Here is a 26,193-nt window from a genome sequence, read left to right as displayed (position 1 = left end):
TTTCGCACACGGTTCCAATGGTGGACGAAGGGGCGAAACGTGCTGAAAAACCTGCCTGCGGCCCTGTCGCTCGCAAACTCTGAGGCGCCATCGCGCCGCGAAGGCATGACGCTGGGCGTGCTCGCGGCCTATTCCCTCGTCACGATCATCCTGTTACTGGCAATGACGCTGCCCTTCGTGACCGACTATGTCGGTCCCGACAATGACGACACGATGCGGCTCGTGATGGTGCGCGATCTGATCGCCGGCCAGAACTGGTTCGACACGACCCAGTATCGCCTCGGCCTCGACGGCGGCACCACGATGCACTGGTCGCGGTTCGTCGACCTGCCGATCGCCAACCTCATCGGTTTCTTCTCATTGTTCACCGGGCAGGAGCGGGCGGAGGCGCTGGCGCTCGCCGTGTGGCCGGCGCTCCTCGTCGTGCCGACCTTCTTCGGCATGGGGCTCGCGGCCTACCGGCTGGGTGGCACCGCTGCCATGCATGCGACGCTGGTGCTGACGACGATCCTCATCCTCTCGGTCAACCGCTTCCAGCCGGGCGCGATCGACCATCACAATCTCCAGATCGCGCTCGTTGCCTGCATCGCCGCCATGCTGCTCGATCCCGCAAAACGGGCTCGCGATCATGCCATTGCCGGTGCGCTTTCCGGTTTTGCCATTGCCATCGGCGCGGAAACGACACCGCTGATCGGCGCCGTCTGCATCGTGGTGGCGCTGCGCTGGGTCTGGCACGGGCAGGCTTTTCGCGAGGCCGCGGCCGCTTTCGGCCTCGCCTTGGCCCTGACGGTGACCATCGCCTTCTTTTCGACCGTCGCGCCGTCGCACTATGGGCAGGTCACCTGCGACAGCCTTTCCTACGGCTTCTACGCGCTCGCCACCTTCGGCGGCGGCATACTTTTCCTGACCGTGTCGCTCACCAGCCCCTGGTCACTCGCCGGACGGGTCGGCGCGCTCGCCGGTGCCGGGGTGGTGGTGGCCGCCGCGGTCCTGCTGATTGCGCCCGGCTGCCTTGCCAACCCGCTGGACACGCTCGATCCGCTGCTGAAAACCTTCTGGCTTTCCGGCGTCATCGAAGCGCAATCGCTGTTCGCCCAGTTCCGCCTCGATCCGGGCTCCATTGGCGGCTTTTACGCGGTGGGCCTTTTCGCGATCCTGGTCTGCCTGTGGCGGATCCGGCGCGGTGACCGGGTGGAAGCCCATCTGGTGCTGCTCACGCTGCTTGTCGTTGCCTATGCCGTGACGCTCATCCAGATCCGCGGCTCGATCTTCTCCAACCTGCTGTCCGCCTTGCCGCTTGGCCTGCTGATTGCCGATCTGCGCCACGCCTCCCATGCCGATCCGAAGAACCTGAAGCGCGGGCTTGTCTTCGTCGCTGCGACGCTTGCCGCCGTGCCGGCGAGCTGGGCGCTGGCGGGCGCACTGCTGCCCGGCCGGTCGCAGGACATCCTGGCGGCCGAAATCTCCGACGATGCGGCGCCGCGGCAAGCCTGCAACGACCAGGCGGCGATGGCGCCGCTTGCCGGCGAGCCGACCGGCGTGGTCGCGGCGGCGTCCGATCTTGGCGCATCGACCCTGCGCTTTACGCGCCACCGCGTTCTGTCGGCGCCCTATCACCGCAACCAGGGCGGCATGCTGACGGAACTGCATATCGGCCTATCCAATCCGCACCAGGCCGAGGCCTTTCTGCGCGGTGCGAAGGTGACGCTCGTCGCCTTCTGTGAAACCGACACGCAGACCCACAACATCGCCGGCGCCGAACCCGAAGGCCTCTATGCCGATCTTCTGAAGGGTCGGGTGCCGGCCTATCTGGAGCCGGTCGCGGGCACGGAGACGGCGGCGCTGCGGCTCTACCGGGTGCGGCCGGAATAGAGGGCTGGCCCGTTCCGGGATGGGACGCTTGACAACCAAGTGTGCTGGGGATGCGGCCTTTGCGGGCCTGTCATCGGCAAGCAAACGCACTACACTTCTGCCATGAGCTTCTTTTCGGACACTGATTCGCCCAGCAACCTTGCCGAATACTCGGTGTCGGAACTCTCCGGCTCCATCAAGCGCACCGTCGAGCAGGCCTTTGACCAGGTGCGCGTGCGCGGCGAGATTTCCGGCTATCGCGGGCCGCATTCCTCCGGCCACGCCTATTTCTCGCTGAAGGACGACCGGGCGCGCATCGACGCGGTGATCTGGAAGGGCAGTTTTTCAAAGCTGCGTTTCAAGCCGGAAGAGGGCATGGAGGTGATCGCCACCGGCAAGATCACCACCTTCCCTGGCTCGTCGAAATACCAGATCGTCATCGAAACTTTGGAGCCGGCCGGGGCAGGGGCGCTGATGGCGCTGCTCGAGGAGCGCCGGCGCAAGCTTGCCGCCGAGGGGCTGTTCGACCAGGAGCGAAAGAAGCCGCTGCCCTTCCTGCCGAAGGTGATCGGCGTCGTCACCTCGCCGACCGGCGCGGTCATCCGTGACATCCTTCACCGTATCGCCGATCGCTTTCCGGTGCATGTCATCATCTGGCCGGTCAAGGTGCAGGGGGACGGCTCTGGGCAGGAGGTGGCCGCCGCGATCGAGGGGTTTAACGCCTTCGAGCCCGGTGGCGCCATGCCACGGCCGGATGTGCTGATCGTCGCACGCGGCGGCGGCAGCCTCGAAGACCTGTGGAGTTTCAACGACGAGATCGTGGTGCGGGCCGCCGCCGCGTCAAAAATCCCGCTCATCTCCGCCGTCGGCCACGAGACGGACTGGACGCTGATCGACCACGCGGCCGACCGGCGCGCACCGACGCCGACGGGGGCCGCGGAAATGGCCGTGCCGGTGAAGGCCGATCTCGACGCGGAGGCCGCCTCGCTCGGCGCGCGGCTCAGCGGCGCCGTGCTGCGCCAGATGGACAACCGCCGCCAGGGGGTTCGCGCGCTCGCCCGCGCGCTTCCGTCGCTCGACCAGCTTCTCGCCTTGCCGCGTCGCCGTTTCGATGAAGCGGCCGCCGGCCTTGGCCGCGGCTTGCAGATGAACACGGTGAACAAGCGCCGCGCCTTCGAGCGTACGGCGGCGCATCTGAGGCCCGACGTGCTTCTCACCCGCATCGCCGAGCGCCGCCAGCGTGTCGCCGATCGAGTGCAACGGGCCGAACGCATTGTCGAGCGCAGGCTCGACCAGTTTCGCGCTCGGCTTTCGGCCTTCGATGTCTCGCTGCGGGCGACGCCGGCGCGGATCGCCGCCCATACGGGGCGGGCGCGCGATCGGCTTACCGGCCTTGCGCTGCGCGGTGAAAGTGCGCTTGCCGGCGACCTCGCCCGCCGTCGGGCCCTGCTTCAGGCGCAGGACCGGATGCTGCAATCGCTGTCCTATCGTAACGTGCTGAAGCGCGGTTATGCGCTGGTGCGCGACGAGGAGGGCGCGCCGGTGAATGGGGCAGCCAACCTCGGCCCCGGCCGTGCGATCGCCATCGAGTTTGCCGACGGCACGGTGGATGCCGTCACCGGCTCGGGTGGCGGGACGCCGCCGCGCAGGAAGGCGAAGGTAGACGCGGAGGCGGAAAAACCCGCAGCCCGCCAAGGCTCGCTGTTCTGAGGCCGCCATGCGCATCCTGCTCGTGCTCGCCCATCCGCTGGAGGAAAGTTTTGCCGCAAGCGTCGCCGAGACGGTGCGGCAGAAGCTGACGGCGAACGGCCATACGGTCGACCTGCTCGATCTCTACAGCGAAGGGTTTGACCCGCGACTGACGCCAGACGAAAGGGCGCGTTATTTTGAGCCGGCTTACGATCCGTCTTCCGCCGAACCCTTCATCTCCCGGCTGAAGCAGGCGGATGGGCTGGTGCTGGTCTTTCCGCAATGGTGGTTCAATTTTCCGGCCATCCTGAAAGGTTTCTTCGACCGGGTCTTTGCACCCGGCGTCGCCTTCGAGAACGACCCGGCCGGTGGGCGCATCCAGCCGCGGCTCGGCAATATCCACCTGTTCTGGGCGTTTACGACAACCGGTTCGCCCTGGTGGGTGGTCAATCTCTATATGGGAAACCCGGTGAAGCGGCTTTTGAAGCGCGGCATCGCCGCCTTCTGCGCCAAGGGGCTCGATTTCAGGCTCACCAATCTCTACGACATGGACCGGGTGAGCGCGGAAAAGCGCAAGGCGCACATTGCGCGGGTCGAAAAGCTGGTCGACCGGATCTGACTATTCGAAGTCGACGAGAAATTTTCGAAGCAGGTCATCCAGTGCCACGCGCTCGTCCGTGCTCAGGTTTTCCAGCAGCCGGTGCTGGTTGGCGACATGCGATGTCACGGCCTCGTCCACCAGCGCAAAACCCTTCGGCGTCAGCGCGATGATGACGCTCCGGCGGTCGTCCGGATTGTGCGAGCGTTCGATGAGGCCGGCCTTTTCCAGTTGATCGAGCCGGTTGGTCATCGTGCCGGAGCTGACCATTGTCGTCGCGATGAGATCGCCCGGCGACAGCCGGTAGGGCGGGCCGGAACGGCGCAGCGTCGCCAGCACGTCGAAGCTCGCCGAATTTAACCCGTGACCGGCGAGCGCCTTTTCGATCTCCCTGGCAAGATGCGTGCGAAGCCGCGCCAGGCGGCCGAGCAGGCCCATCGGCTCGACATCGAGGTCGGGCCGTTCGCGGTTCCATTGGGCGAGAATTCTATCGACGTGATCCATGCTCCGACTTAACGAGGAGATTCTCTTGACGTCAAGATAAAATGAGGTATCTTGATGTCAAGATTCTTTGAGTGGAGATAATCATGTCCCGCGCCACCGATGTCCTTCTCACCGCCGCTGCACCCGCCATCTGGGGCAGCACCTATATCGTCACGACCGAGCTGCTGCCGGCCGGTTATCCGCTGACCGTCGCCATGCTGCGCGCACTTCCCGCGGGGCTGCTCCTGCTGCTCCTCGTCCGGCAATTGCCGCAGGGCATCTGGTGGGGTCGGACCTTTCTGCTCGGCGCGCTGAACTTCTCGTTCTTCTGGGCGATGCTGTTCGTCTCGGCCTATCGCCTGCCGGGCGGTGTGGCGGCGACGGTCGGCGCCATCCAGCCGCTGATTGTGCTGGGGCTGTCCCGCGCGGTGATGGGAACGACGGTGCAGCCGCTGTCGATCGTCGCGGGTCTTGCCGGCATAGGAGGCGTCGCCCTCCTCGTGCTGACGCCGTCCGCCAGCCTCGACCCGATCGGCATTGCCGCCGGTCTTGCCGGTGCGGTCTCCATGGCGTTCGGCACGGTGCTCTCGCGCCACTGGCAGCCGCCGGTGCCGCCGCTGACCTTCACCGCCTGGCAGTTGACGGCGGGCGGCCTGCTGCTCGTGCCCGTCGCGCTGTTCTTCGAACCGGCCCTGCCCATGCCGACGGCACAGAACCTCGTCGGCTTCCTCTATCTCGGCCTGATCGGCGCAGCGCTCACCTATATCGTCTGGTTCCGTGGCCTCGCGAAGCTCGGTCCGGCGGCGATCTCGCCGCTCGGTTTCCTCAGCCCGCTCGTTGCCGTCGTGCTCGGCTGGGCGATGCTCGGGCAGGATTTGAGCTGGCTACAGATCGCGGGCATGGTCGTCGTGCTGGCGAGCGTCTGGCTCAGCCAATGGGCGCAGGCATCGCGGCCGGCGCCGGTCAGCTCCCGCTCTGCGCCGCCTTTCGCCGCGCCGCGGTCAGGCCGTTGAAGATGGCGTGTTCGATATTGGCTTCCATCATGGCGGAAAGGCCCGCGGCCGTGGTGCCGCGGTACTCCATGAAGAGCTCCACGATGTCGGCCGGCGTGTCGGAAACCCGTGCCATCTGCGTGGCGGCGCCGAGAAAGAGCTGGCGAACCGCGAGGTCCGCCGTATCGGGATCGATGCCGGCCTCGACGGCGTGCCGGATCATCGCATCCGCCATGAGTGCCGGGAAGGCGGCGCCCGAGCCGGTTAGCGCGGTGAAATAGTCGAGGTCCTGCTCGTTAGTGATGAGATGCGCCTGGCCGGATGCGGAGAAGAAGCGCTGCGCGAAGGCCGTTTCCGAGCGGCGCACGTCGTCCGTCGCAAACCACGGCGTGAACGAGAGGCGCTGTTCGGCGCAGGCATTCGGCATTGCCCGCACGATGCGACGGGCGCCGTAACGCTCGCCGATTTCCTCGACCGTCACCCCCGCCATGACGGAGATGACGAAGCGCCCGCGAAGATCGAGTTCTATGGCGTCGAGATCCTCCGGCCGAACGGAAAAGAAGATGACGTCGGAGGCGTCGACAAGGATCGCATTGTCCGTCGTCATATGCACGCTCGGCCAGGATTCGAAACCGGAAATCTGGCCGGAGCGCGAGGAAAGAACAAGGTCGGCGGGCCGGATGACGCGGTCGGCAAGTGCCGGCCGGAGCAGCGCCCCGGCCAGCCATCCGCCGCCACCGATCACGCCGAGATTGGTCATGCCCACTCGCCGGCGCGCATGACGGGCGTGCGGCTTCCGTCATTGCGGATGCCGTCGATATCGACCTTGTCGGAGCCGATCATCCAGTCGATATGGATGAGGCTTTCATTGCCGCCCTGGGCGCGGATCTGCTCCGGCGTCAGGCTCGCGCCATCGAGGAAGCACTTGGAATAGCACTGGCCGAGCGCGATGTGGCAGGAGGCGTTCTCATCGAACAGCGTGTTGTAGAACAGGATGCCGCTCGCCGAAATCGGCGAGGAATGCGGCACCAGCGCCACTTCGCCGAGCCGGCGCGCGCCCTCGTCCGTGTCCAGCACCTTGTTCAGCACCGCTTCGCCCTTCGAAGCTTTCGCCTCGACGATGCGGCCACCCTCAAAGCGCACCTGGATATCGTCGATCAGCGTGCCCTGGTGGGAGAGCGGCTTGGTCGACGAGACGTGGCCTTCGACGCGCAGCGCGTGCGGCGTGGTGAAGACTTCCTCCGTCGGGATGTTCGGATTGCAGGTGATGCCGTTCTTGGCGGTGGATGCACCGCCGTGCCATTCGTGGCCGTCGGCGAGGCCTACCGTCAGGTCCGTGCCCGGTCCCTTGAAGTGAAGGGCTGCAAAGCGTTCGCCATTGAGCCACGCGGAACGCTTGGCAAGAGCCGCATTGTGTTCTTTCCAGGCGGCGACCGGATCGGCAACATCGACGCGCGAAGCGGCGAAGATGGCGTTGGCGAGCTTTTCGACCGCTACGTCTTCCGGGTCGTTCGGAAACACCTGCTTGGCCCAGGACGGGTTCGGATAGGAGATGATGTTCCAGTTGATGTCAAAATTGGCGATCTTTTCCAGCGCCGGCTTGTAGGCGGTGGAATTGGCCTTGTTGGCGCGGGCGACTTTGGCGGGGTCTTCGGCCGACAGCAACATCGGGTTGTCGCCGGCAATGGCGAGACGTGCCGCGCCATTGGCATAGGCCTTGGCCATGCCTTCGTAGAGCCAGTCGCTTGCGCGATCGAAACTTTCGTCCGGCGCGTGGTGGTAACGGGCAAGCGTTGCCTCTTCGTCGGCATAGAAGGTGCTGACGAGGCCGGCGCCGGCCATATAGGCGTGTTTGGTGATCAGGCGGGCGAGCGGCAGTGCGGCAATGGGCGCCGTCATCACGAGGTCCTGCCCCCTCTGCAGCTGCAGGCCGATGCGCACGGCGACTTCGGCGAGCTTGTCGAGCTTTGTCGCATCGACGGCAGGGGCGGAATTGGCGGGAGTGGTCATGGCATGCCTGTCTGTTTCTGAAAGGGACGGAAGAAACTTAGTGTGCTTGTTGCCGGATGAGAAGGCGCAATCAGGCGATGACCGGCGCCGAAATCGCTTTCAGCGCGACAAGCACGTCGCTCGGCGCCAGCCGGACCTGAAGTCCACGCTGCCCGCCATTGATGTAAACCGCCGCGTGTACCAGCGCTGCCTCCTCGATTGCCGTGGGGACCTGCTTCTTCTGGCCGAACGGGCTGATGCCGCCGACGACATAACCCGTCAGCCGCTCGGCATCTGCCGGCTTCATCATGCTCGCCGACTTGCCCTTGAAGGCGCTTGCCAGCTTTTTCATGCTGACCTCGCAGTCTGACGGGACGATGACACAGACCGGCTTGCCATCCACCTCCGCCATCAGTGTCTTCAGCACGCGCGACGGGTCTTCCCCCAGCGCCTCGGCCGCCTGCATGCCGACGCGCTCGGCGGTCGGGTCGTAGACGTAGGTATGGACGGTGAAGGAAATACCGGCCTTGGCAAGGGCCTGGGTGGCGCGGGTGGTCTTAGACATGGTGGTCGTCATCGAAGCGAGGATATCGGACCGCATGGGTGCCGGAGGGCAGGGCGGGTGTCAATGTGCTTGGTGAAAGCTGCCCCTCATCCGGCTGCCGCCACCTTCTCCCCGCAAGCGGGGCGAAGGGATATGCCGCTCCGGTTCGCCACACTCTATAACTTCGTTGGGCACGTTCCCTCTCCCGCTTGCGGGGAGAGGGTTAGGGTGAGGGGCTAAACGTCAAGCCCGCTCCAGCGCCACCGCGATGCCCTGGCCGACGCCGATGCACATGGTGGAGAGCGAGCGCTTCTTGCCGGTGAACTGCAGTTCCAGCGCGGCCGTGCCGGTAATGCGTGCACCGGACATGCCGAGCGGATGGCCGAGCGCGATGGCGCCGCCGTTCGGGTTGACGTGATCGGCATCGTCGGCAATGCCGAGTTCGCGCAGCGTCGCGAGGCCCTGGGAGGCGAAGGCCTCGTTCAATTCGATGACATCGAAGTCGGACGGTTTCAGGCCGAGCCGTGCGCAGAGGCGCTGCGTGGCATAGACCGGGCCGATGCCCATGATACGCGGCGGAACGCCGGCCATGGCGCCGCCCAAAATGCGGGCGATCGGCGTCAGGCCGTATTTCTTGATGGCCGCTTCCGAGGCGATGATCAGGGCTGCTGCCCCATCATTGACGCCGGAGGCATTGCCGGCGGTCACGGTGCCGCCCTCTTTCTTGAACGGTGTGCCGAGCTTTGCGAGCGCTTCCAGCGTGGTTGCGCGCGGATGCTCATCCGTGTCGACGACAATGGGATCGCCCTTCCTCTGCGGGATGGTGACGGGCGTGATTTCCTTGGCCAGGCGGCCGTTTGCCTGCGCCTCAGCGGCTTTCGCCTGCGAGCGCACGGCGAAGGCGTCCTGGTCCGCGCGCGACACCTTGAAGTCCTCGGCGACATTCTCGCCGGTCTCCGGCATGGAATCGACGCCGTACTGCTTCTTCATCAGGGGGTTGATAAAGCGCCAGCCGATGGTCGTGTCGTAGATTTCCGCATTGCGTGAAAAGGCGCTGTCCGCCTTGGGCAGCACGAAAGGTGCGCGGCTCATGCTTTCGACGCCGCCGGCGACGATCAGTTCCGCCTCGCCGGCCTTGATGGCGCGGGCGGCGGCGATGACGGCATCCATGCCGGAACCGCAGAGCCGGTTGATCGTGGTGCCGGAGACAGAAACGGGCAGGCCGGCCAGCAGCGAGGACATGCGCGCGACGTTGCGGTTGTCCTCGCCCGCCTGGTTGGCGCAGCCGAAGATAACGTCGTCGACGGCTTCCCAGTCGATGCCGGTGTTTTTCGCCATCAGCGCCTTCAGCGGGATGGCGCCGAGATCATCGGCGCGCACGGCGGAAAGCGAGCCGCCGAAGCGGCCGATGGGCGTGCGGATATAGTCGCAGATATAGGCGTCAGACATGGCTTTTCCTTTCAAGCAATTCCAGCAAAAGTGCGCAGCGGTTTTGCGTGCGGAATTGCGTAAACAACGTTCTAGAGTTCCGGCACGACGAGATCGGCAACGGGGCCGTCGACATGAAGTTTCGCGCCTGTCATAGCCTGCAATTCCTCGATCGTCATGCCGGCCAGTTTTTCACGCAGCACGAAGCGGCCACCGGATACGTCGATCACCGCATGGCTGGTATAGATGCGGGTGATGCAGCCGACACCGGTGAGCGGGAAGGTGCAGGCTTCGACGAGCTTCGGCTCGCCGTTCTTGGTGACATGCTCGGTGATCACGACGACCTGCTTGGCGCCGTGCACGAGGTCCATCGCCCCACCCACTGCCGGCACACCCTTGGAGCCGACGCGCCAGTTGGCGAGGTCACCGTTCTCCGCCACCTGGTAGGCGCCGAGAATGGCGACGTCGAGATGGCCGCCGCGCACCATGGCAAAACTGTCGGCATGGTGGAAGAAGGCGGAGCCGGGCTTCAGCGTCACGGCCTTCTTGCCGGCATTGATCAGGTCCCAGTCCTCCTCGCCAGCCGGCGGCGCCTCGCCGAAATCCAGAATGCCGTTTTCCGTATGGAAGATCGCTTCGCGGCCTTCCGGCTGGTAGCGGGCGACCATTTCGGGAAAGCCGATGCCGAGATTGACATAGGCGCCGTCCTCGATGTCCTGCGCCGCGCGCCAGGCGATCTGCGCGTTGGAGAGTTTTATGTCTTCGCGTGTATCGATTTCGCTCGTAACGGGGCTCATGCGTAAACCACTCCTGCGCGGATGAGATCTTCTTCCTGTCTGGGCGCGGAAACTTCCACGACGCCATCGACGAAGATGCCGGGGGTGACGACCTGTTCCGGGTCGATGCCGCCCGGCTTCACCAGTTTCGAGACCTGCACGATGGTCTTTGCCGCCGCCATGCACATCAGCGGGCTGAAGTTGCGGGCGGCCTTGTTGTAGGTGAGGTTGCCGTGCGTGTCGCCGACATGCGCCTTGATCAGCGCGACATCCGCCTTGAGCCAGCGTTCCTGCACATACATGCGGCCGTCGAATTCGGCGGTGGGCTTGCCCTTCGCCAGCTCCGTGCCAAAGCTTGTGGGCGTGTAGAAAGCCGGAATACCGGCGCCGCCGGCGCGGATGCGCTCGGCAAGCGTGCCCTGCGGCACCAGCTCCAGTTCGATCTTGCCGGCGAGATAGCTGTCGGTGAAGGCGCGTGGATCGCTCGAGCGCGGGAACGAGCAGATCATCTTGCGGATCAGCCCCGCATCGATCATCGCCGCAATGCCGATGCGGCCGTTGCCGGCATTGTTGTTGACGACGGTGAGGTCCCTGGCACCCGTATCGATGAGCGCGTGGATCAGCTCGATCGGGGCGCCTGAACCGCCGAAGCCGCCGATCATCACCGTCGTGCCATCACCGATACCCGCCACGGCCTCCGCCAGACTTCCGATGGTCTTGTCCATGCAAAATCTCCCGTTGTGGCCCTAGAGGTAAATCCGAAGGGGGAAACGGGCAATCCATTTTGTGCGATAATTGACTTTTGTTCAATTATCGCACAAACTATAGCGAGATGCTGTTCGCGGGGAATGGCGACGCTCACTCCACTCTCGTCGTCATCCTAGGCCTCGAGCCGAGGATCCATGCGGCAACCCGAGCCTGGATGCTCGGGTCAAGCCCGAGCATGACGACGGAGGGCAGGGAGGGATGGAGGCGACGCGATGGCGGACGGCCAAACCGACCGCCCGAAAAGGAGACGCCATGCGGGAAACGGATTTCATCGGCGGGTTTGCCAAGGGCCTGAAGGTCATCGAAGCCTTCGACGAGGCAAAGCCGCGGCTCACCATCAGCGATGTGTCGAAGGAAACCGGTCTCGACCGGGCGACGGCGCGGCGCTGCCTGCTGACGCTCGCCGAACTTGGCTATGCGGCCTATGACGGGAAGTTCTTCCAGCTGACGCCCAAAATCCTGCGGCTCGGCCATGCCTATCTGTCGGCAACACCGCTGCCGCGGCTGGTGCAGCCCTATCTCGACCAGCTTTCGGACAAGGTCGGGCAAAGCGCCTCCGCCTCCGTGCTCGACGGGACGGAAATCGTCTATGTGGCACGCGCCGCACAGAAGCGGGTTATGTCGATCAACCTCATGCCCGGCTCGCGCCTGCCGGCCTATTGCGCCTCGATGGGCCGGGTGCTGCTTGCCGCCCTTCCCGAAGCGGAGGCGCGCGCCATTCTGGAGGCCTCGGACCGCAGGGCGAACACCCCCTTCACCAAGACCGATCCCGATGTGCTGATGGAAGAGTTCGCCCGCGTGCGCCGGCAGGGTTTTGCGGTGATCGACCAGGAGCTGGAAATCGGCCTCTGCTCCATCGCGCTGCCGCTGGAAAATGCCCGCGGCCGGGTGGTGGCGGCGCTCAATATCGGCGCACCGGCGGCCCATGCGGCGGCAGGCGAGATGGTCGAGCGCTACCTGCCGGCGATGCGCGAGGTGCAGGCGGCACTCCGGCAGGTGCTGGCTTGAGCCGACCTTGACAGACGACAGGCGGCGATCCCACCTATTGCACTGCAGCAGGAGACCGCCATGCGCGACGACGACAGCAAGCTTACCCGCACGAAACGCCAATGGGCGGACCAGGGAAAATTCCTGACGGGCCGCATGTCGAGGCCGGAGACCGACCGCCTGCCGCCCGGCCAGCACCTCGTCAAGAACTGGCCGGTGCTCGATCTCGGCCAGCAGCCGGTGATCCGTCCGGAAAACTGGCGGCTCGACGTGAAGGGCGGTGCGGAAAACCCGATGTCCTTCGGCTGGGCGGATTTTCTTGCGCTGCCGCAAAGCCAAAAGCTGTCCGATATTCATTGCGTAACGACCTGGTCGCGCTACGACAACCGCTGGGAGGGCGTTGCCACCCGCGATCTGCTCGATCTCGTCATACCGCGGCCGCAAGCGAATTTCGTGATGCTGACGAGCTATGACGGCTATACGACGAACCTGCCGCTCGCCGATTTCGCCGTCGAGGACGCCATTCTCGCCACCCATTGGGAAGGCCAGCCGCTGACCGCCGAGCATGGCGGCCCGATGCGCCTCGTCGTGCCGCATCTGTATTTCTGGAAGAGCGCCAAGTGGCTGACACGCATCGATTTCCTACCCGGCGACCAGGCCGGCTTCTGGGAGCGCAACGGCTATCACATGCGCGGCGATCCCTGGATGGAAGAGCGTTACGCCGACGACTGAGCGGCGAGCCGCGCCCGTTCGGCGAGCCGCCAGGCGCGCGGTGTCTCGCCGGTCTCGCGCAGAAAGAACCGCGAAAAATACGCCGGGTCGGCAAAACCGAGGCGCAGACCGATCTCCTGCGCCGGCCTTTCGGTGAAGACGAGCTCGCGTTTCGCCTCGTCGACCAGTTTCCGGCCGATATAGGCGTGCGCCGTCAGGCCCGTCGCGGCCTTGACGATGCGGTTGAGATGCGTCGACGACACGCCAAGCTGCTGGGCGTAGAAATTCGCCGGCTTCTGGCTGCGGAAATGCTGCTGGATCAGGCCGTTGAGACGTTCCATGCGGCGCACCGTCTCACCGATGCCTTCGGTCGGATTGTCGCGGGCCCACAGCCGCGCCGTCAGCGTCAGCGTCGAAACGAGATAGGCCTCCATCAGATCCGTGCGCCCGCTGCGCCGGCTCGCCCATTCCGCCGCCAGCCGCTCGAGCGTCGCGATCAGGAAGGCGCCCTCCGGATCGGCGGCGTCGAGCGCGGTGACGCGTGGTTCCGCCGCAAAACGCGCCGCCTCGCCGGCAAGCCGCCCGTGTGAGGCGAGCATGGTGAAGACATAGCCATCGATATCGGGAGAAAAGCGGAACCCGTGGTTGACGGCCGGCGGCACGGAGACGATGGCCGGCGGGCGCAATGTCAGCCGCCTGGCCCCGAACAGCGCATCGCCCGATCCGGCGGAAATGTACAGGATCTGGAAAAAACTCTCGTGCCGGTGCAGGCCGATTTCGTAGCGATGCAGGCTGCTGCGCGACGGGATCGTTTCGCAGTGCAACCAGAAATCCGACGGATTTCCCGTTCTTTCGCCGTAGAGATCATAGGTCGGAACGGGCCTGTTCATGTCGGTGCCGCCGGTTTGCAATGTTTGATTTGTACAAGTCGAGGGCTGATCCGTCCATTGCCCGGAGCCACCCATCTCGCCGACACTTTGCGAAATGCCAGTTTCGGAGGACAGCATGCGCGTTCAGGTCGTCATCATCGGTTCGGGGCCGTCGGGCCTGCTGCTAGGCCAGCTGCTCGGCAATGCCGGCATCGAGACCGTCATCCTCGATCGGTCGAGCCGCACGCATATTCTCGGCCGCGTGCGGGCCGGCGTGCTGGAGGCGGGCACGGTGGGTCTGATGGACAGTGCGGGCGTCGGCGCGCGCATGCATGCCGAGGGCCTGCCGCATGACGGCTTTTCGCTCGCCTTCGATGGCCGCGATCATCGCATCGACCTCTTCGATCTCACCGGCGGCAAACGCGTGATGGTCTATGGCCAGACCGAGCTGACCCGTGACCTCATGGAGCAGCGCCAAGCCAACAGCCGGCTAACGATCTTCGAGGCTGCAAACGTGACGCCGCACGGCTTCGATGGCGCAACACCTTATGTCACCTACGACAAGGACGGTGTGACGCACCGCATCGACTGCGATTTCATCGCCGGCTGCGACGGCTTTCACGGCGCAAGCCGCAAGGCGGTGCCGGATGGCGCGATCCGCACCTTCGAAAAGATCTATCCCTTCGGCTGGCTTGGCCTTCTCTGCGAGGTGCCGCCGGTCAGCGACGAACTGATCTACGCCAACCATCCGCGCGGTTTCGCGCTCTGTTCCATGCGCTCGCCGACCCGCAGCCGCTACTACATCCAGTGCGCGCTGGACGAGAAGATCGAGGACTGGTCCGACGAGCGCTTCTGGGACGAGTTGCGTCGCCGGCTTCCCGCCCACCATGCGCAGGCGATGGTGACCGGGCCGAGCTTCGAGAAGTCGATAGCACCGCTGCGTTCCTTCGTCGCCGAGCCGATGCGCTTCGGCCGGCTGTTCCTCGTCGGCGATGCCGCCCATATCGTGCCGCCGACCGGGGCCAAGGGGCTCAATCTGGCGGCAAGCGACGTGCATTACCTGTTCTCCGGCCTGCTAGAGCACTATCAGGACCGCTCGAATGGCGGCCTCGACGGCTATTCGGCAAAGGCGCTCGCCCGTGTCTGGAAGGCGGTGCGTTTCTCCTGGTGGATGACGAGCATGCTGCACCGGTTTCCGCAGACCAATGATTTCGACCAGAAGATCCAGGAAGCCGAACTCGACTATCTTACCCATTCGCGCGCCGCGGAAACGGTGCTGGCGGAAAATTACGTCGGCCTGCCCTACTGACGGCGGGCCCAGGCGGCGATCGAATCAATCATCGTCGCGTGATGCTCCGGTGCTTCGGCCAACGCCGCGAGTTCCCACAGGCGATGCACGCCGGTCAGCAGATGGATGCGGGTGCGGTCGAGCGTTCGACCAGTGATGCGCTCGTAGCCGTCGGCGATCCGTGCGGTCAGGTCCGGGCTGATGAAGTTGGAATATATGAAATCCTGGTGCAGCGGCCCGAAGCCGGAATCGGCGAAATCATAGATGCCGTTAAGCTGCCCGGCGGCATGATCGAAGGCCATGTTCCAGCCGTGGCCGTCGAAGAAACCGTAGGTCTCGCCATGGGGCTCCGGCGACAGGACGCGCCAGCCGGCAAGGGTTTCCTCCGCGAAGGCATGCAGGTCCCGCGGCAGAAGCGGCAGGGCCTTGGCCGCAATCGTATCGGCATCGAGCCAATGCTCGATGGGCCTGGCACCGGCAGTGGCCATGGTGGCGCGGTCGAGCGCGTGCAACTCGGCATAGAAGCGGACGAGATTTGTACCTAGCGCCAGCCGTGCCGGCTCCGGCAGGGCCTCGTAGTGCGCCGTTTCCAGATGCTCCCCGGGGATGATCCGGTGTTCGGAGAAGAGGGGCGTCCCCTCGTGCAGGCGAAGGTTGGGGACAGTCATGGTGACGTGCGGGCGCACAGCGGCGAGGATCGACGCCTCGCGCCGCAACGCGCTTTCCGCCTGTTCTCCCTGCGGGAACTTGAAGACGAGGCGCCCATCGACCTCGAAAGCCTTTGAATGCCACCCGCCGGGCAGTGGCCGGATGTGCGCATCGGCGAGGTCGGAGGCGGCGTGGGCGATGATGGCGCGGTATGAATCGAGATCGGACATGCGCAAAAACTACCCGCCCTGCGGAGCCGGTTCAACGGGGCTTTGGACCTGCGGGCTGTCCGTCTTAAAGTGGCGCAGGATTGTTTGCCCATGGAGGGGGATATGGTCGCTGTTGCGGTGGAATTGCGCAATGTCGAAGGAACCGAAGCCGCGATGGGTTGGGCTGGCGGCCACACGATCGTTGTCGACCGCCCGGAAGGCAAGGCCGGCGGTGCCGGGCTCGGCTTCAACGGCGCTCAGCTGCTTGCGCTGGCGCTCGGCGGCTGCTTTTGCAACGATCTGCGATACGCGTCCCACGAGATCGGCGTGCCGCTCGGGCGTATCGCGGTTACCGTGACAGTCGAACTTGGCGGCACGCCTCTTGTTGCAATGTCGGCGGCGATGCGCGTGGACTGCGAGACGCTGGATGGGTCGGACCCGCGGCCTGTCATCGAGCAGGCGAAGGCCGTCTGTACCGTTGCGCATTCGCTGCGAAACGGCCTGCCGGTATCCATCGACGGCTGATCAATGTCCCTGGGACACCGCCCCGGCCACTTCGCGGATCGTCTGCATGAGGATGGCGAGCGGCATGGAGGGAACGGCGTCGGTGCGCATGGTGAGGCCGACCGGGCCTTTCGTGCCGCTGGTATCGATCGGCAAGGCGGCCAGCTTGCCCTCCGCGATGTCGGCCGCGACGACCCCTTCGGAGATGATCCAGATCGCATCGCTTTCGCGCACGAAGGCGCGGCCGAAGGCGTCGGAGACGGTCTCGATCTGGTTCGGCAGCCCGGCAATGCCGTTGGTGATCAGGAAGCTCTCGACGAAGGGGCGGATGATCGAGGCGCGGGTCGGCATCAGCACCGGATAGGCATCCAGTCCGGCGAAGATCGCGTTGCCACTGGACAGCAACGGGTGGCCGGCGCGCACGCAAAAAACCACCTGTTCGGAATAGAGATGCTCGAAGGAAAACCCCGTCATTTTTTCCGGTGCCGTCAAGCGGCCGACGACGAGGTCCAGATCGCCGACGCGCAGCTGCTCGAGCAGCACGGCATTTTCGCCGGTGACGATCTTGATCCGCGCGCCTGTTCCCTCGGCGAGGAATAGCCGCATTGCTTTCGGCATGATGCGCGTCGAGACCGTCGGTAGCGCCCCGATGCGGATCGGTGTCGCATCGCCGGACAGCGCCTGCGAGACGGAATCGAAGCCTTGCCGCAGCGCCGTCAGCGCAGCACCTGCATGTTTGAGGAAAACCTCGCCGTAGCGGGTGATTTTTATGCCGCGGCCGTCGCGCTCGAAGACCGCGACGCCCAGAACCTCCTCCAGTTCGCGGATCGTCTTGGTCACGGCAGGCTGGCTGACATGCAGAAGGTCCGCCGCCTTCATCACGCTCTTCTGGCGCGCCACCTCGACAAAGGTTTGCAGATGACGGAACTTGATACGGCTGTCGACCATGGCTTTCATAACTCTGAAGTTAACGAAACGGCATGAAATATCATTTTACCTAACCAGATCAAGCGATCAATCTGGGAAGACGGGAGGAGAAAGCCGTGCAATTCGCAACCGTCAACGACGTCATCCTGCATCACCAGCTGATCGGCGGCCCGGCCGGGCGGCCGGTGATCGTCTTTTCCAATTCGCTCGGCACCGATTTCCGCATCTGGCGCGACGTCGTGGTCCGGCTTGCCGGTGATTTCCCGATCGTCACCTATGACAAGCGCGGCCATGGCCTGTCCGATCTCGGCCAGGTGCCCTATTCGATCGACGATCATGTGCTCGATCTCGCCGCCCTGCTCGACCGGCTCGACGTCAGGAACGCGATCATCTGTGGCCTCTCGGTCGGCGGCATGATCGCGCAGGGGCTTGCGGCCAAGCGGCCGGATCTCGTCAAGGCGCTCATCCTCTGCGACACGGCGCACAAGATCGGCACGGCCGAGATGTGGAACGCCCGCATCGAAAGCGTCGAGACGAAGGGCATCGAAAGCCTCGCTGATTCTGTCATGGAGCGCTGGTTCACGCCGGCCTTCCGCCGCCCGGAAAATGCCGCCTATCATGGCTACCGCACCATGCTGACCCGCCAGTCCGCGGTCGGCTACGCCGCGACCTGTGCCGCCCTGCGCGATGCCGACCTCACCCAGTCCACCAAGAACATTTCCGTGCCGACGCTGTGCGTCGTCGGCGACCAGGACGGCTCGACGCCGCCGGATGTCGTGCTGTCGATGGCAAAGCTCATTGCCGGTGCGCGCTACGAGGTCATCAAGGATGCCGGGCATATTCCCTGCGTCGAGCAGCCGGAAATCCTCACCGAGATGATCCGCGCCTTCATCGCCACCCTACCTGCCGGAGACGAGCCCCATGGCTGATGCCCATACCTTTTCCGATCGCTATCGCCAGGGCATGGTGACCCGTCGCGCGGTGCTCGGCGACAACCATGTCGACCGCGCCTCCTCCGCCGCGACGGACTTCGACCAGCCGTTTCAGGAGCTGATCACGGAAGGCGCCTGGGGCACGGTCTGGTCGCGGCCGGGCTGGACGAAGCGCGAGCGCTCCATGGTGACGATCGCGCTGCTCGCCGCACTCGGCCATGACGAGGAGGTGGCGATGCATGTGCGCGCGACGGTCAACACCGGGGCGAGCCGCGACGACATCGCCGAGGCGCTGCTGCATGTGGCGATCTATGCCGGCGTACCGGCCGCCAACCGGGCGATCAAGGTCGCCAAGCAGGTCTTCGAACAGTTGGACGCGGAAAAGGCGGCTTGAGGCAGAGATGACGGACCTTTCCAATCGCAAGCCCGAAACGGGCGCCTTCTTCTCGCGGGATCGGCTGTGGCATCCGCCCGGTCTCACCCCCGGCTACAAGACCTCCGTGCTGCGCTCGCCGCAGAAGGCACTGCTGTCGCTCGACGGCACGGTGTCGGAAATCACCGGGCCGGTCTTCGGCCATTCGATCCTCGGCGAACTGGACAACGACCTGATCCACAATTTCGCGAAAGCCGGCGAAAGCGCTATCGGCGAGCGCATCATCGTGCATGGACGGGTGCTCGACGAGCGGGCGCGGCCGGTGGCCGGCGCGCTCCTGGAATTCTGGCAGGCCAATGCCGGCGGACGCTACCGTCATAGACGAGAAAGTTATCTCGCACCACTCGACCCGAATTTCGGTGGCTGCGGCCGCACCATCACCGATGCGGACGGCTACTATGCTTTCCGCACCATCAAGCCCGGCCCCTATCCCTGGCCGAACGGCGTCAACGACTGGCGCCCGGCGCATATCCACTTCTCCGTCTTCGGCCATGGATTTGCCCAGCGGCTGATCACGCAGATGTATTTCGAAGGCGACCCGATGATCTGGAAATGTCCCATCGTGCAGACGATCCCGGACAAGGCGGCGATCGAGCAGCTGGTCGCGGCCCTCGACTGGGGCAACACGATCCCGATGGATGCGCGTGCTTACAAGTTCGACATCGTGCTGCGCGGTCGCCGCTCGACGCTCTTTGAAAACCGCATGGAGGGCAACTGATGGTCCAGCCGCTCGGGTATCTCAAGGAAAGCGCCTCGCAGACGGCGGGGCCTTACGTCCATATCGGCCTGACGCCCAATTTCTCGGGCATCGGCGGCGTCTATGAGAGCGATCTCGGCGCCACCATGGTGAACGACAAGACGCTCGGCCGGCGCATCACCATTACCGGTCGCGTGCTCGACGGCACCGGCACGCCACTGAAAGATGCACTGCTCGAAATCTGGCAGGCGGATGCCGCGGGCCTCTACAACAGCCCGTCGGAACTGCGCGGCAGCGCCGATCCGAATTTTTCCGGCTGGGGGCGCTCAGCGACCGACGGCGTGACGGGGGAATACCGTTTCGAGACGATCAAGCCCGGCCGCGTGCCGTTCAAGGACGGTCGTCCGATGGCGCCGCACATTTCGGTCTGGATCGTCGCGCGCGGCATCAATCTCGGCCTCAACACGCGCCTGTATTTTGGCGACGAGGAGGCGGCCAACGCCGAAGACCCAGTGCTGGCCCGCATCGAGCACCGCGTGCGCGTGCCGACCTTGATCGCCGTGGCGGATGGGGACGAGTACCGCTTCGACATCCATCTGCAGGGCGAGAAGGAAACGGTGTTCTTCGATATTTGAGGCAGCGTTTGCGCGGCAATCGCCTATAATGTGTTTTCCGCCGGGGCGTGGATCGTCGGGTCGAGCCCGAGGATGACGAAAGAAGGGAAGCCTGGGTACATCGAGCGATACGGCAGGCCGCGCCGCCCAGGAATCCGGCAAACTATCCTCCCCTCCGTCATCCTCGGGCTCGACCCGACGATCCACGCCCGCCCATCTTGCCAGAGGGACCCATGACCGTTTCATCCTTCGACCATCCCTACCTCTCGGGTCTTCTCGGCGACGAGGAGGTGGCGGCATTCTTCTCCATCGCGGCGGAGCTGGAAGCCATGCTCGCCTTCGAGGTGGCACTGGCCAAGGCCGAGGCGGCCGAAGGGCTTATCCCGACCGAAGCCGCGGATGTGATTGCGGATAGAGCGCATCGTTTCTCGCCGGATGTGGCGAGCCTGCGGGACGCCACGGCGCGCGACGGCGTCGTGGTGCCGGATCTCGTGCGCCAGCTACGCGTCGCCGTCGGCGAGCCGCATGGCAGGCATATGCATTTCGGCGCGACCAGCCAGGATGTCATCGACAGCGGCCTGATGCTGCGCCTTGCGCGGGTGGTGCCGATTTTCGAAACGCGGCTGGCTGCGCTCGCCGATATCCTCGACGGACTTGCAGTCACGTTCGGCGAACGCACGCTGATGGGACGCACGCGCATGCAGGCGGCGATCCCGATCACCGTGGCTGACCGCATCACCTCCTGGTGCGCGCCCTTGCAGCGCCATGCCGACCATTTGACGGCCTTCGCCCAGACGGGCCTCGCCATCCAGTTCGGCGGTGCCGCCGGCACGCTGGAGAAACTCGGCGAAAAGGCGCCGGCGGTGCGCGCCGCGCTGGCGGGCGAGCTTGGCCTTGCCGATGCTCCCCAGTGGCACAGCCAGCGCGACCGGATCGGCGCGCTTGCCGCATTGCTGGCGGCCATCACCGGCAGTCTCGGCAAGATCGGCCAGGACATTGCGCTGATGGCGGATCGTGGTGACGAGATCGCGCTTGCCGGCGGCGGTGGTTCGTCTGCCATGCCGCACAAGCAGAACCCGGTCGCCGCCGAAGGGCTTGTCACGCTTGCCCGCTTCAATGCCGCCCAACTCGGCGGGCTGGCCCAGGCGATGGTGCACGAGCAGGAACGCTCCGGTGCAGCCTGGACGCTGGAATGGCTGATCCTGCCGCAGATGGTGGTGGCTTGCGGCGCATCGCTTCGCCTTGCCGCCACGCTTCTTTCTTCCATTCGCCGGTTTGGCGCGGCCTAACGCATTTTCATAATTTATGAGTTATGAAAATGGCCGATTTTTTCATTTTACATCACCGTTTCATCTGGCAATCTGACAAAAAGCCATTCTGGGACTGGACCGCGTGTTGGCGGGAGGCCGGCTTTTCTGGGAGGAAAACATGAAGACGATTGCAATCGCCGCGCTGACGGCTGCACTTCTGGGCGGTGTCGCCAATGCCGATACGATCAAGGTCGGGGTGGTCGGGCCGTTCTCCGGTCCCTTCGCGCTGCAGGGCAAGAATTTCAAGGCGGGCATCGATGCCTATATGGCGCTGAACGGCGCGACCGTTGGCGACGACACGATCGAGATCATCTACCGCGACATCCCGACCGCCGATCCGGCGCAGTCGAAGGCCCTGTCGCAGGAGCTGGTGGTCAAGGAAGGCGTGCAGTACTTAGCCGGCTTCTACTTTACGCCGGATGCCATGGCCGCCACGCCGCTGCTCGAGCAGGCGAATGTGCCGATGGTGGTGATGAACGCCGCGACCTCGGCCATCGTCACGAAGAGCCCCTATGTGGTGCGCACCTCGTTTACCACCTGGCAGACCTCGACGCCGATCGCCAAGGTCGCCTTCGACGGCGGCACGAAGAAGGTGATTTCCGTCGTCAGCGACTACGGCCCGGGTGTCGACGCGGAAGCCGCCTTCAAGGCCGGCTTCGAGAAAGCCGGCGGTGCCGTCGTCGAGGCGATCCGCATCCCGCTCCAGACCAATGACTTCTCGCCGATCATGCAGCGCATCAAGGATTCGGGTGCCGAAGGCATCTTCGCCTTCCTGCCGTCCGGCCCGACGACGCTTGGTTTCGTGAAGGCCTTCAACGAGAACGGTCTGAAGGATGCCGGCGTCAAGTTCTTCGCGCCCGGCGACCTGACGCAGGAATCCGACCTGCCGGCGCTCGGCGAGGCCGCACTCGGCCTCCAGACCACCTTCCACTATGCCGTCTCGCATGACTCGGCGGAAAACAAGAAATTCGTGGAGGCCGCCGCCAAGGCGATCGGCAACCCCGCGGAACTGTCGTTTCCCTCGGTCGGCGCCTATGACGGCATGCATGTCATCTACAAGATGATCGAGGCGACGGGCGGCGAGCAGGATGCGGCCAAGGCCGTCGAAGCTGTAAAGGGCCTGTCCTGGGAAAGCCCGCGCGGGCCGGTGACCATCGATCCCGAAAGCCGCCATATCACGCAGAACATCTATCTGCGCGAGGTGGCGAAGGCAGAGGACGGGACCTACTACAACAAGGAAATCCAGACCTTCGAGAAGCAGGGCGATCCGGGTCTGGCGGCTGCGAAATAGCCGGACTACCCCGGCGACGTGCCTGGCGGGTGGATCCTCGGGTCAAGCCCGAGGATGACGGAGGGCAGGGAAGCGCTTCCCGTCCATCAGGCGGCGCGGCAAGCGTCGTCGTCGCTGTGGTACGTTGCCCTCGCTTCTTTCGTCATCCTCGGGCTTGACCCGAGGATCCACCGGCCTCCGACGAGTGACCGCCGACATCCCGGCGACAAGCAGGACAGGAACATGCAAACGGTCTTCAGCATCGGGGTCGATGCCCTTGCCTATGGCATGGTGCTCTTCGTCATCTCCATCGGCCTTTCGGTGACGATGGGGCTGATGCGGGTGGTCAATCTGGCGCATGGCGCCTTCGCGATGATCGGCGGCTACATCGCCTCCTATGCGGCACGTGATCTTGGCCTTGCCTATGCCGTTGCCGTCATGCTCGCGGTCGCCGGCACGATCCTCATCGCCATTCCCATCGAGCGCCTGCTCTATCGCCGCATCTACGGCCAGCCGGAGCTGACGCAGGTGCTGATGACCATCGGCATTACCTTCTGCATCATCGGCATCGCCAATTACGTCTTCGGCCCGACGCTGAAGACCATTCCGACGCCGGAAATGCTGCGCGAACCCGTCAGCCTCGGCTTCCGCACCGTCTCGGCCCACCGGCTCTTCGTCATCGGTTGCGGGGCCGCCGTTGCCGTCGGCCTCTGGTATTTCATCGAGCGCACCGCCTTCGGTGTGAAGCTGCGCGCCAGCGTCGACAATGCGGCGATGGCGGCAGCGCTCGGCGTGAAGACCGAGGTCGTCTATGCCGTGAGCTTCGCCGTCGCCGTCGGCCTTGCCGCCTTCGGCGGCGTGGTCGGCGCCGAGCTGCTACCGATCGAGCCCTATTATGCGCTGCGCTACATGGTGACCTTCCTCGTCGTCGTCTCGGTCGGCGGGGCGGGATCCATTCCCGGCGCGCTTGCCGCCTGCCTGCTGCTCGGCGCCATCGACACGACGGGGCGTTATCTCATGCCGGAATTCGGGGAATTCTTCTTCTATCTTGCGGTCATCGCCATCGTCTGGCTTTTCCCGCGCGGCCTTGCCGGAAGGGCTAAGTGATGGCGCTGCTGACGAATTCCGACACGCTCTCCGCCGCGGGTGACCGCCGCGCACGCCTGACGCGCGACGCCATCGGCGTGCTTGTCATCCTCGCCCTGGCCGTCGTGGGTTATGTCCTCTTCCCGAACAATCTCGCGCTGCTTACCCGCATCATCGCGATCGCGCTGCTGGTGCTCTCGCTCGATCTCGTCACTGGCTATTGCGGTGTCGCGACCCTTGGCCATGCGGCGCTGTTCGGCGCGGGAGCTTATGGCGCGGGCATCGCGGCGGCGCATTTCGGCATCACCGACCCGATCGCCATGCTCGCCGTCGGCATCCTCGCGGGCGCGCTTGCCGGCCTCCTGTCCGGCGCCGTCGTGCTTCGCGCCCATGGCCTGCCGCAGCTCGTGCTGTCCATCGCCATCGTTCACCTCGCCCATGAGGCCGCCAACAAGGCCTCCGGCTGGACCGGTGGCAGCGATGGGCTTGCCGGCATCATGCCGGACGCCGTCTTCGGCCTCTGGCAGTTCGATCTCTGGGGCCGCACGGCCTATGTCTTCGGCATCGTGCTGCTCGTCGTCGCCTTCGTCATCCTGCGCCAGATCGTGCGCTCGCCCTTCGGCATGCTGTGTCGCGGCATCCGGCAGGATCCGGTGCGCGTGCGCGCCATGGGTGGTTCGGTGCACGGCACGGTGATCCGGATGTACGCGATCTCCGGCGCCGTCGCCGGGGCAGGCGGCGCGCTCAATGCCATCTCGACCCAGGTCGTCGGCCTCGACAGCCTGTCCTTCACCCTGTCGGCGGAGGCGCTCGTCATGCTCGTGCTCGGCGGCACCGGCTCGCTGTACGGCGCCCTGATCGGCACCGTCGTCTTCATGTGGTTCGAGGATGTCGTCTCGGCGGCAAATCCCTTCCACTGGCTCACCATCGTCGGCGCGCTCCTGATCGCCGTCGTGCTGTTCGCGCCGAAAGGCCTTTACGGTTCGTTCGCCGCCTATCTCGAACGCCGCGGGAGGAAGGGCCGATGAGTGCGATCTTCGACGTCCGCAACCTGAAAAAGATGTTCGGCGGTCTCGCCGTCACCAACGACGTTTCGCTCTCGATGGCGCCGGGCGACCGCGTTGCGCTGATCGGCCCGAATGGTGCCGGCAAGACGACCTTCGTCAACCTCGTCACCGGCAACATCCTGCCGAATTCCGGAAGCGTTATGCTCGGCGGTCAGGACGTGACGCGGCTCGGCCCGACCGAGCGCGTGCGTCGCGGCCTCGTGCGTTCCTTCCAGGTGACGCGGCTGTTTTCCGAGATGACGCCGGAGGAACATGTAGCGCTCGCCATCCTGCAGCGCGAAGGCCGTTCGGGACACATGTTTGCAAGCCATCGCGCGATGCCGGACGTCATGGACGAAGCGCATGCCTTGCTGGCCAAACTCGGCATAGCGCATCTCGCCCGCCACCGCGTCAGCGAAATCGCCTATGGCCAGCAGCGCCTGCTGGAACTGGCGCTGGCGCTCGCCCTGAAGCCGAAGGTGCTGTTGCTCGACGAGCCCGCCGCCGGCGTGCCGCAGAGCGATACGGCGCGCATCGAGCAGGCGATCGCCGACCTGCCGGCCGATCTTGCCGTGCTGATGATCGAACACGACATGGATCTCGTCTTCCGCTTCGCCAAGCGCGTCATCGTGCTGGCGGCGGGCGAGATCATTTTCGACGGGTCGCCGGACGCCGTCACCAAGGACGCCCGCGTCCGCCAGGCCTATCTCGGGAGCTATGCCGATGCCCGCAGCGTCGCTTGAAATTTCAGGCCTGTCCGCCGGCTACGGCCCGACGCGGGTGCTGGAGGATATTTCCTTCTCCGCCGGCGCCGGCCGAAGGCTCGCGGTACTCGGTCGCAACGGCATGGGAAAATCGACGCTCTTTGCCACGCTCGCCGGCCAAACCAAGCGCTACGGCGGCGAAATCCGCCTCGGCGGCCAGCCGATCGAGGGTATCGACAGTTCGTCGCGTGCGCTGAAAGGGCTGGGCTACGTGCCGCAATCGCGCGACGTCTTCCCGACGCTGACCGTCGAGGAAAACCTCTTTGTCGGCCTGAAGGCCCGGCCGCGCTCGGCGATCGAGGAAGCCTATGCGATGTTTCCCCGCCTCAAGGAGCGGCGGAAGAACCTCGGCTCGCAACTGTCCGGCGGCGAGCAGCAGATGCTGACGACGGCGCGCACCATTCTCGGCCAGCCCTCCGTGCTGCTGCTCGACGAACCGCTGGAGGGCCTCGCGCCGGTCATCTGCGAGGAACTGATGGCTGCCTTCGGCACGCTCGCCGCCTCGGGCGAAATGACCATCCTGCTCGTCGAACAGCGCATCCAGAGCGCGCTTGATTTCGCCGACGAGGTGATCATCCTCGAGCGCGGCCGGATCGCCTGGACGGGCACGCCGCAGGCGCTGTCCGCCGATGCGCATACGGTCGAAACCCTGCTCGGCGTCGGTGGCCTGCACTGATGGGATTCATATGGCTTTCGTTATGAAACGGAGCCGGCATTTCATTTTACATCGCTGCCTCGCCTGTCAGAGTGCGGCCTGACAGTCGCGTCCCGGTTTGAGGA

28 protein-coding genes are annotated in these 26,193 nt (G+C 65.0%); 18 read left to right on the top strand and 10 right to left on the bottom strand.

Annotation, left to right across the window (positions count from 1 at the left end; genetic code table 11):
• Positions 1-39: 39 nt before the first annotated feature.
• From BSY16_RS14470 to BSY16_RS14460, 3 genes are all read left to right on the top strand, one after another.
• Positions 40-1,872, top strand: coding sequence for a hypothetical protein (locus tag BSY16_RS14470; RefSeq protein WP_069060311.1), 1,833 nt, complete (start codon positions 40-42; stop codon positions 1,870-1,872).
• A 102-nt stretch (positions 1,873-1,974) separates the two neighbouring features.
• Entirely contained in the window at positions 1,975-3,561 is a 1,587-nt protein-coding gene (gene xseA, locus BSY16_RS14465) for an exodeoxyribonuclease VII large subunit (RefSeq protein WP_069060310.1), read from the top strand.
• A gap of 7 nt (positions 3,562-3,568) precedes the next feature.
• Complete coding sequence (locus BSY16_RS14460) at positions 3,569-4,159, top strand: NAD(P)H-dependent oxidoreductase (protein WP_069060309.1); 591 nt, start codon at positions 3,569-3,571, stop codon at positions 4,157-4,159.
• On the opposite strand, the gene BSY16_RS14455 is transcribed toward BSY16_RS14460, so the two are convergent.
• Positions 4,160-4,642, bottom strand: a complete 483-nt coding sequence (locus tag BSY16_RS14455) for a MarR family winged helix-turn-helix transcriptional regulator (RefSeq protein WP_069060308.1) — start codon at positions 4,640-4,642, stop codon at positions 4,160-4,162. It lies immediately after the preceding gene.
• A gap of 83 nt (positions 4,643-4,725) precedes the next feature.
• Here BSY16_RS14455 and BSY16_RS14450 point away from each other — a divergent pair, with 83 nt between their 5' ends.
• A complete protein-coding gene (locus BSY16_RS14450; protein WP_069060307.1) occupies positions 4,726-5,634 on the top strand; it encodes an EamA family transporter in 909 nt (302 codons plus the stop codon).
• Here the strand turns inward: BSY16_RS14450 and BSY16_RS14445 are convergent.
• The 6 genes from BSY16_RS14445 to BSY16_RS14420 all read right to left on the bottom strand — a co-directional run bounded on the left by BSY16_RS14445 (position 5,585) and on the right by BSY16_RS14420 (position 11,075).
• Complete coding sequence (locus BSY16_RS14445) at positions 5,585-6,373, bottom strand: pyrroline-5-carboxylate reductase family protein (protein ID WP_069060306.1); 789 nt, start codon at positions 6,371-6,373, stop codon at positions 5,585-5,587. The genes BSY16_RS14450 and BSY16_RS14445 overlap by 50 nt on opposite strands.
• Positions 6,370-7,623, bottom strand: a complete 1,254-nt coding sequence (locus tag BSY16_RS14440; protein ID WP_069060305.1) for an aminopeptidase — start codon at positions 7,621-7,623, stop codon at positions 6,370-6,372. Before BSY16_RS14440 ends, BSY16_RS14445 begins: the two co-directional genes overlap by 4 nt.
• Before the next feature lie 70 nt (positions 7,624-7,693).
• Positions 7,694-8,167: a Cys-tRNA(Pro) deacylase gene (gene ybaK, locus BSY16_RS14435; protein WP_069061553.1), complete on the bottom strand. Its 474-nt coding sequence runs from the start codon at positions 8,165-8,167 to the stop codon at positions 7,694-7,696.
• 222 nt (positions 8,168-8,389) lie between these two features.
• Complete coding sequence (gene pcaF / locus BSY16_RS14430) at positions 8,390-9,595, bottom strand: 3-oxoadipyl-CoA thiolase (protein ID WP_069060304.1); 1,206 nt, start codon at positions 9,593-9,595, stop codon at positions 8,390-8,392.
• Positions 9,596-9,666: 71 nt separating this feature from the next.
• Positions 9,667-10,371, bottom strand: a complete 705-nt coding sequence (locus BSY16_RS14425; RefSeq protein ID WP_069060303.1) for a CoA transferase subunit B — start codon at positions 10,369-10,371, stop codon at positions 9,667-9,669.
• Positions 10,368-11,075, bottom strand: coding sequence for a 3-oxoacid CoA-transferase subunit A (locus BSY16_RS14420; RefSeq protein WP_069060302.1), 708 nt, complete (start codon positions 11,073-11,075; stop codon positions 10,368-10,370). Before BSY16_RS14420 ends, BSY16_RS14425 begins: the two co-directional genes overlap by 4 nt.
• 295 nt (positions 11,076-11,370) lie before the next feature.
• On the opposite strand from BSY16_RS14420, the gene BSY16_RS14415 reads away from it, so the two are divergent.
• Together BSY16_RS14415 and BSY16_RS14410 are read left to right on the top strand one after the other, a co-directional pair.
• The gene (locus tag BSY16_RS14415; RefSeq protein WP_069060301.1) at positions 11,371-12,126 is read left to right on the top strand and encodes an IclR family transcriptional regulator; all 756 of its coding nucleotides are present in this window, start codon (positions 11,371-11,373) and stop codon (positions 12,124-12,126) included.
• A gap of 60 nt (positions 12,127-12,186) precedes the next feature.
• A complete protein-coding gene (locus BSY16_RS14410; RefSeq protein WP_069060300.1) occupies positions 12,187-12,837 on the top strand; it encodes a sulfite oxidase-like oxidoreductase in 651 nt (216 codons plus the stop codon).
• Here BSY16_RS14410 and BSY16_RS14405 read toward each other — a convergent pair.
• The gene (locus BSY16_RS14405; protein WP_069060299.1) at positions 12,822-13,706 is read right to left on the bottom strand and encodes a helix-turn-helix domain-containing protein; all 885 of its coding nucleotides are present in this window, start codon (positions 13,704-13,706) and stop codon (positions 12,822-12,824) included. The genes BSY16_RS14410 and BSY16_RS14405 overlap by 16 nt on opposite strands.
• A gap of 115 nt (positions 13,707-13,821) precedes the next feature.
• Between BSY16_RS14405 and pobA the strand changes: the two genes are divergently transcribed.
• Positions 13,822-14,994 (top strand): 4-hydroxybenzoate 3-monooxygenase, encoded by a 1,173-nt coding sequence (pobA, locus tag BSY16_RS14400; protein ID WP_069060298.1) that lies wholly within the window; start codon positions 13,822-13,824, stop codon positions 14,992-14,994.
• On the opposite strand, the gene BSY16_RS14395 is transcribed toward pobA, so the two are convergent.
• Positions 14,988-15,851, bottom strand: a complete 864-nt coding sequence (locus BSY16_RS14395) for a phosphotransferase family protein (protein ID WP_069060297.1) — start codon at positions 15,849-15,851, stop codon at positions 14,988-14,990. The genes pobA and BSY16_RS14395 overlap by 7 nt on opposite strands.
• Before the next feature lie 102 nt (positions 15,852-15,953).
• Between BSY16_RS14395 and BSY16_RS14390 the strand changes: the two genes are divergently transcribed.
• Positions 15,954-16,355, top strand: a complete 402-nt coding sequence (locus BSY16_RS14390) for an OsmC family protein (RefSeq protein WP_069060296.1) — start codon at positions 15,954-15,956, stop codon at positions 16,353-16,355.
• Here BSY16_RS14390 and pcaQ read toward each other — a convergent pair whose 3' ends face one another.
• Positions 16,356-17,282: a pca operon transcription factor PcaQ gene (gene pcaQ / locus BSY16_RS14385; RefSeq protein WP_069060295.1), complete on the bottom strand. Its 927-nt coding sequence runs from the start codon at positions 17,280-17,282 to the stop codon at positions 16,356-16,358. It abuts the gene before it with no gap.
• A gap of 95 nt (positions 17,283-17,377) precedes the next feature.
• Between pcaQ and pcaD the strand changes: the two genes are divergently transcribed.
• The 10 genes from pcaD (at position 17,378) to BSY16_RS14335 (ending at position 26,089) form a co-directional block, all read left to right on the top strand.
• Positions 17,378-18,190, top strand: a complete 813-nt coding sequence (pcaD, locus tag BSY16_RS14380; RefSeq protein ID WP_069060294.1) for a 3-oxoadipate enol-lactonase — start codon at positions 17,378-17,380, stop codon at positions 18,188-18,190.
• A complete protein-coding gene (gene pcaC / locus BSY16_RS14375) occupies positions 18,183-18,587 on the top strand; it encodes a 4-carboxymuconolactone decarboxylase (RefSeq protein ID WP_069060293.1) in 405 nt (134 codons plus the stop codon). Before pcaD ends, pcaC begins: the two co-directional genes overlap by 8 nt.
• A 7-nt stretch (positions 18,588-18,594) precedes the next feature.
• The gene (gene pcaH, locus BSY16_RS14370; RefSeq protein WP_069060292.1) at positions 18,595-19,344 is read left to right on the top strand and encodes a protocatechuate 3,4-dioxygenase subunit beta; all 750 of its coding nucleotides are present in this window, start codon (positions 18,595-18,597) and stop codon (positions 19,342-19,344) included.
• Positions 19,344-19,958, top strand: a complete 615-nt coding sequence (pcaG, locus tag BSY16_RS14365; protein WP_069060291.1) for a protocatechuate 3,4-dioxygenase subunit alpha — start codon at positions 19,344-19,346, stop codon at positions 19,956-19,958. Before pcaH ends, pcaG begins: the two co-directional genes overlap by 1 nt.
• A gap of 212 nt (positions 19,959-20,170) precedes the next feature.
• Complete coding sequence (locus tag BSY16_RS14360; RefSeq protein ID WP_069060290.1) at positions 20,171-21,226, top strand: 3-carboxy-cis,cis-muconate cycloisomerase; 1,056 nt, start codon at positions 20,171-20,173, stop codon at positions 21,224-21,226.
• A 139-nt stretch (positions 21,227-21,365) separates the two neighbouring features.
• A complete protein-coding gene (locus tag BSY16_RS14355; RefSeq protein ID WP_069060289.1) occupies positions 21,366-22,538 on the top strand; it encodes an ABC transporter substrate-binding protein in 1,173 nt (390 codons plus the stop codon).
• 222 nt (positions 22,539-22,760) lie between these two features.
• On the top strand, positions 22,761-23,624 hold the full coding sequence (locus BSY16_RS14350) for a branched-chain amino acid ABC transporter permease (protein ID WP_069060288.1): 864 nt from the start codon (positions 22,761-22,763) through the stop codon (positions 23,622-23,624).
• Positions 23,624-24,631 carry a branched-chain amino acid ABC transporter permease gene (locus tag BSY16_RS14345; RefSeq protein ID WP_069060287.1) on the top strand — a complete coding sequence of 336 codons (1,008 nt, stop codon included), beginning with the start codon at positions 23,624-23,626 and terminating at the stop codon, positions 24,629-24,631. Before BSY16_RS14350 ends, BSY16_RS14345 begins: the two co-directional genes overlap by 1 nt.
• A complete protein-coding gene (locus BSY16_RS14340; RefSeq protein ID WP_069060286.1) occupies positions 24,628-25,392 on the top strand; it encodes an ABC transporter ATP-binding protein in 765 nt (254 codons plus the stop codon). The genes BSY16_RS14345 and BSY16_RS14340 overlap by 4 nt, the downstream gene beginning before the upstream one ends.
• Positions 25,373-26,089 carry an ABC transporter ATP-binding protein gene (locus BSY16_RS14335; protein ID WP_069060285.1) on the top strand — a complete coding sequence of 239 codons (717 nt, stop codon included), beginning with the start codon at positions 25,373-25,375 and terminating at the stop codon, positions 26,087-26,089. Before BSY16_RS14340 ends, BSY16_RS14335 begins: the two co-directional genes overlap by 20 nt.
• The last annotated feature ends 104 nt before the right edge of the window (positions 26,090-26,193 follow it).

The organism is Sinorhizobium sp. RAC02, assembly GCF_001713395.1.
In the GTDB taxonomy this organism is placed as follows: Bacteria; Pseudomonadota; Alphaproteobacteria; order Rhizobiales; family Rhizobiaceae; genus Shinella.
Note: the sequence above shows the minus strand (reverse complement) of the source record. Positions and strands in the feature narration are given on the sequence as shown.

What these genes read in the sequence shown, in the direction of transcription:
- xseA (WP_069060310.1), top strand. Translation starts at nt 1,975, where the DNA reads ATGAGCTTCTTTTCGGACACTGATTCGCCCAGCAACCTTGCCGAATAC.
- BSY16_RS14460 (WP_069060309.1), top strand. Translation starts at nt 3,569, where the DNA reads ATGCGCATCCTGCTCGTGCTCGCCCATCCGCTGGAGGAAAGTTTTGCC.
- BSY16_RS14455 (WP_069060308.1), bottom strand. Translation starts at nt 4,642, where the DNA reads ATGGATCACGTCGATAGAATTCTCGCCCAATGGAACCGCGAACGGCCC.
- BSY16_RS14450 (WP_069060307.1), top strand. Translation starts at nt 4,726, where the DNA reads ATGTCCCGCGCCACCGATGTCCTTCTCACCGCCGCTGCACCCGCCATC.
- BSY16_RS14445 (WP_069060306.1), bottom strand. Translation starts at nt 6,373, where the DNA reads ATGACCAATCTCGGCGTGATCGGTGGCGGCGGATGGCTGGCCGGGGCG.
- BSY16_RS14440 (WP_069060305.1), bottom strand. Translation starts at nt 7,623, where the DNA reads ATGACCACTCCCGCCAATTCCGCCCCTGCCGTCGATGCGACAAAGCTC.
- ybaK (WP_069061553.1), bottom strand. Translation starts at nt 8,167, where the DNA reads ATGTCTAAGACCACCCGCGCCACCCAGGCCCTTGCCAAGGCCGGTATT.
- pcaF (WP_069060304.1), bottom strand. Translation starts at nt 9,595, where the DNA reads ATGTCTGACGCCTATATCTGCGACTATATCCGCACGCCCATCGGCCGC.
- BSY16_RS14425 (WP_069060303.1), bottom strand. Translation starts at nt 10,371, where the DNA reads ATGAGCCCCGTTACGAGCGAAATCGATACACGCGAAGACATAAAACTC.
- BSY16_RS14420 (WP_069060302.1), bottom strand. Translation starts at nt 11,075, where the DNA reads ATGGACAAGACCATCGGAAGTCTGGCGGAGGCCGTGGCGGGTATCGGT.
- BSY16_RS14415 (WP_069060301.1), top strand. Translation starts at nt 11,371, where the DNA reads ATGCGGGAAACGGATTTCATCGGCGGGTTTGCCAAGGGCCTGAAGGTC.
- BSY16_RS14410 (WP_069060300.1), top strand. Translation starts at nt 12,187, where the DNA reads ATGCGCGACGACGACAGCAAGCTTACCCGCACGAAACGCCAATGGGCG.
- BSY16_RS14405 (WP_069060299.1), bottom strand. Translation starts at nt 13,706, where the DNA reads ATGAACAGGCCCGTTCCGACCTATGATCTCTACGGCGAAAGAACGGGA.
- pobA (WP_069060298.1), top strand. Translation starts at nt 13,822, where the DNA reads ATGCGCGTTCAGGTCGTCATCATCGGTTCGGGGCCGTCGGGCCTGCTG.
- BSY16_RS14395 (WP_069060297.1), bottom strand. Translation starts at nt 15,851, where the DNA reads ATGTCCGATCTCGATTCATACCGCGCCATCATCGCCCACGCCGCCTCC.
- BSY16_RS14390 (WP_069060296.1), top strand. Translation starts at nt 15,954, where the DNA reads ATGGTCGCTGTTGCGGTGGAATTGCGCAATGTCGAAGGAACCGAAGCC.
- pcaQ (WP_069060295.1), bottom strand. Translation starts at nt 17,282, where the DNA reads ATGGTCGACAGCCGTATCAAGTTCCGTCATCTGCAAACCTTTGTCGAG.
- pcaC (WP_069060293.1), top strand. Translation starts at nt 18,183, where the DNA reads ATGGCTGATGCCCATACCTTTTCCGATCGCTATCGCCAGGGCATGGTG.
- pcaH (WP_069060292.1), top strand. Translation starts at nt 18,595, where the DNA reads ATGACGGACCTTTCCAATCGCAAGCCCGAAACGGGCGCCTTCTTCTCG.
- pcaG (WP_069060291.1), top strand. Translation starts at nt 19,344, where the DNA reads ATGGTCCAGCCGCTCGGGTATCTCAAGGAAAGCGCCTCGCAGACGGCG.
- BSY16_RS14360 (WP_069060290.1), top strand. Translation starts at nt 20,171, where the DNA reads ATGACCGTTTCATCCTTCGACCATCCCTACCTCTCGGGTCTTCTCGGC.
- BSY16_RS14355 (WP_069060289.1), top strand. Translation starts at nt 21,366, where the DNA reads ATGAAGACGATTGCAATCGCCGCGCTGACGGCTGCACTTCTGGGCGGT.
- BSY16_RS14350 (WP_069060288.1), top strand. Translation starts at nt 22,761, where the DNA reads ATGCAAACGGTCTTCAGCATCGGGGTCGATGCCCTTGCCTATGGCATG.
- BSY16_RS14345 (WP_069060287.1), top strand. Translation starts at nt 23,624, where the DNA reads ATGGCGCTGCTGACGAATTCCGACACGCTCTCCGCCGCGGGTGACCGC.
- BSY16_RS14340 (WP_069060286.1), top strand. Translation starts at nt 24,628, where the DNA reads ATGAGTGCGATCTTCGACGTCCGCAACCTGAAAAAGATGTTCGGCGGT.
- BSY16_RS14335 (WP_069060285.1), top strand. Translation starts at nt 25,373, where the DNA reads ATGCCCGCAGCGTCGCTTGAAATTTCAGGCCTGTCCGCCGGCTACGGC.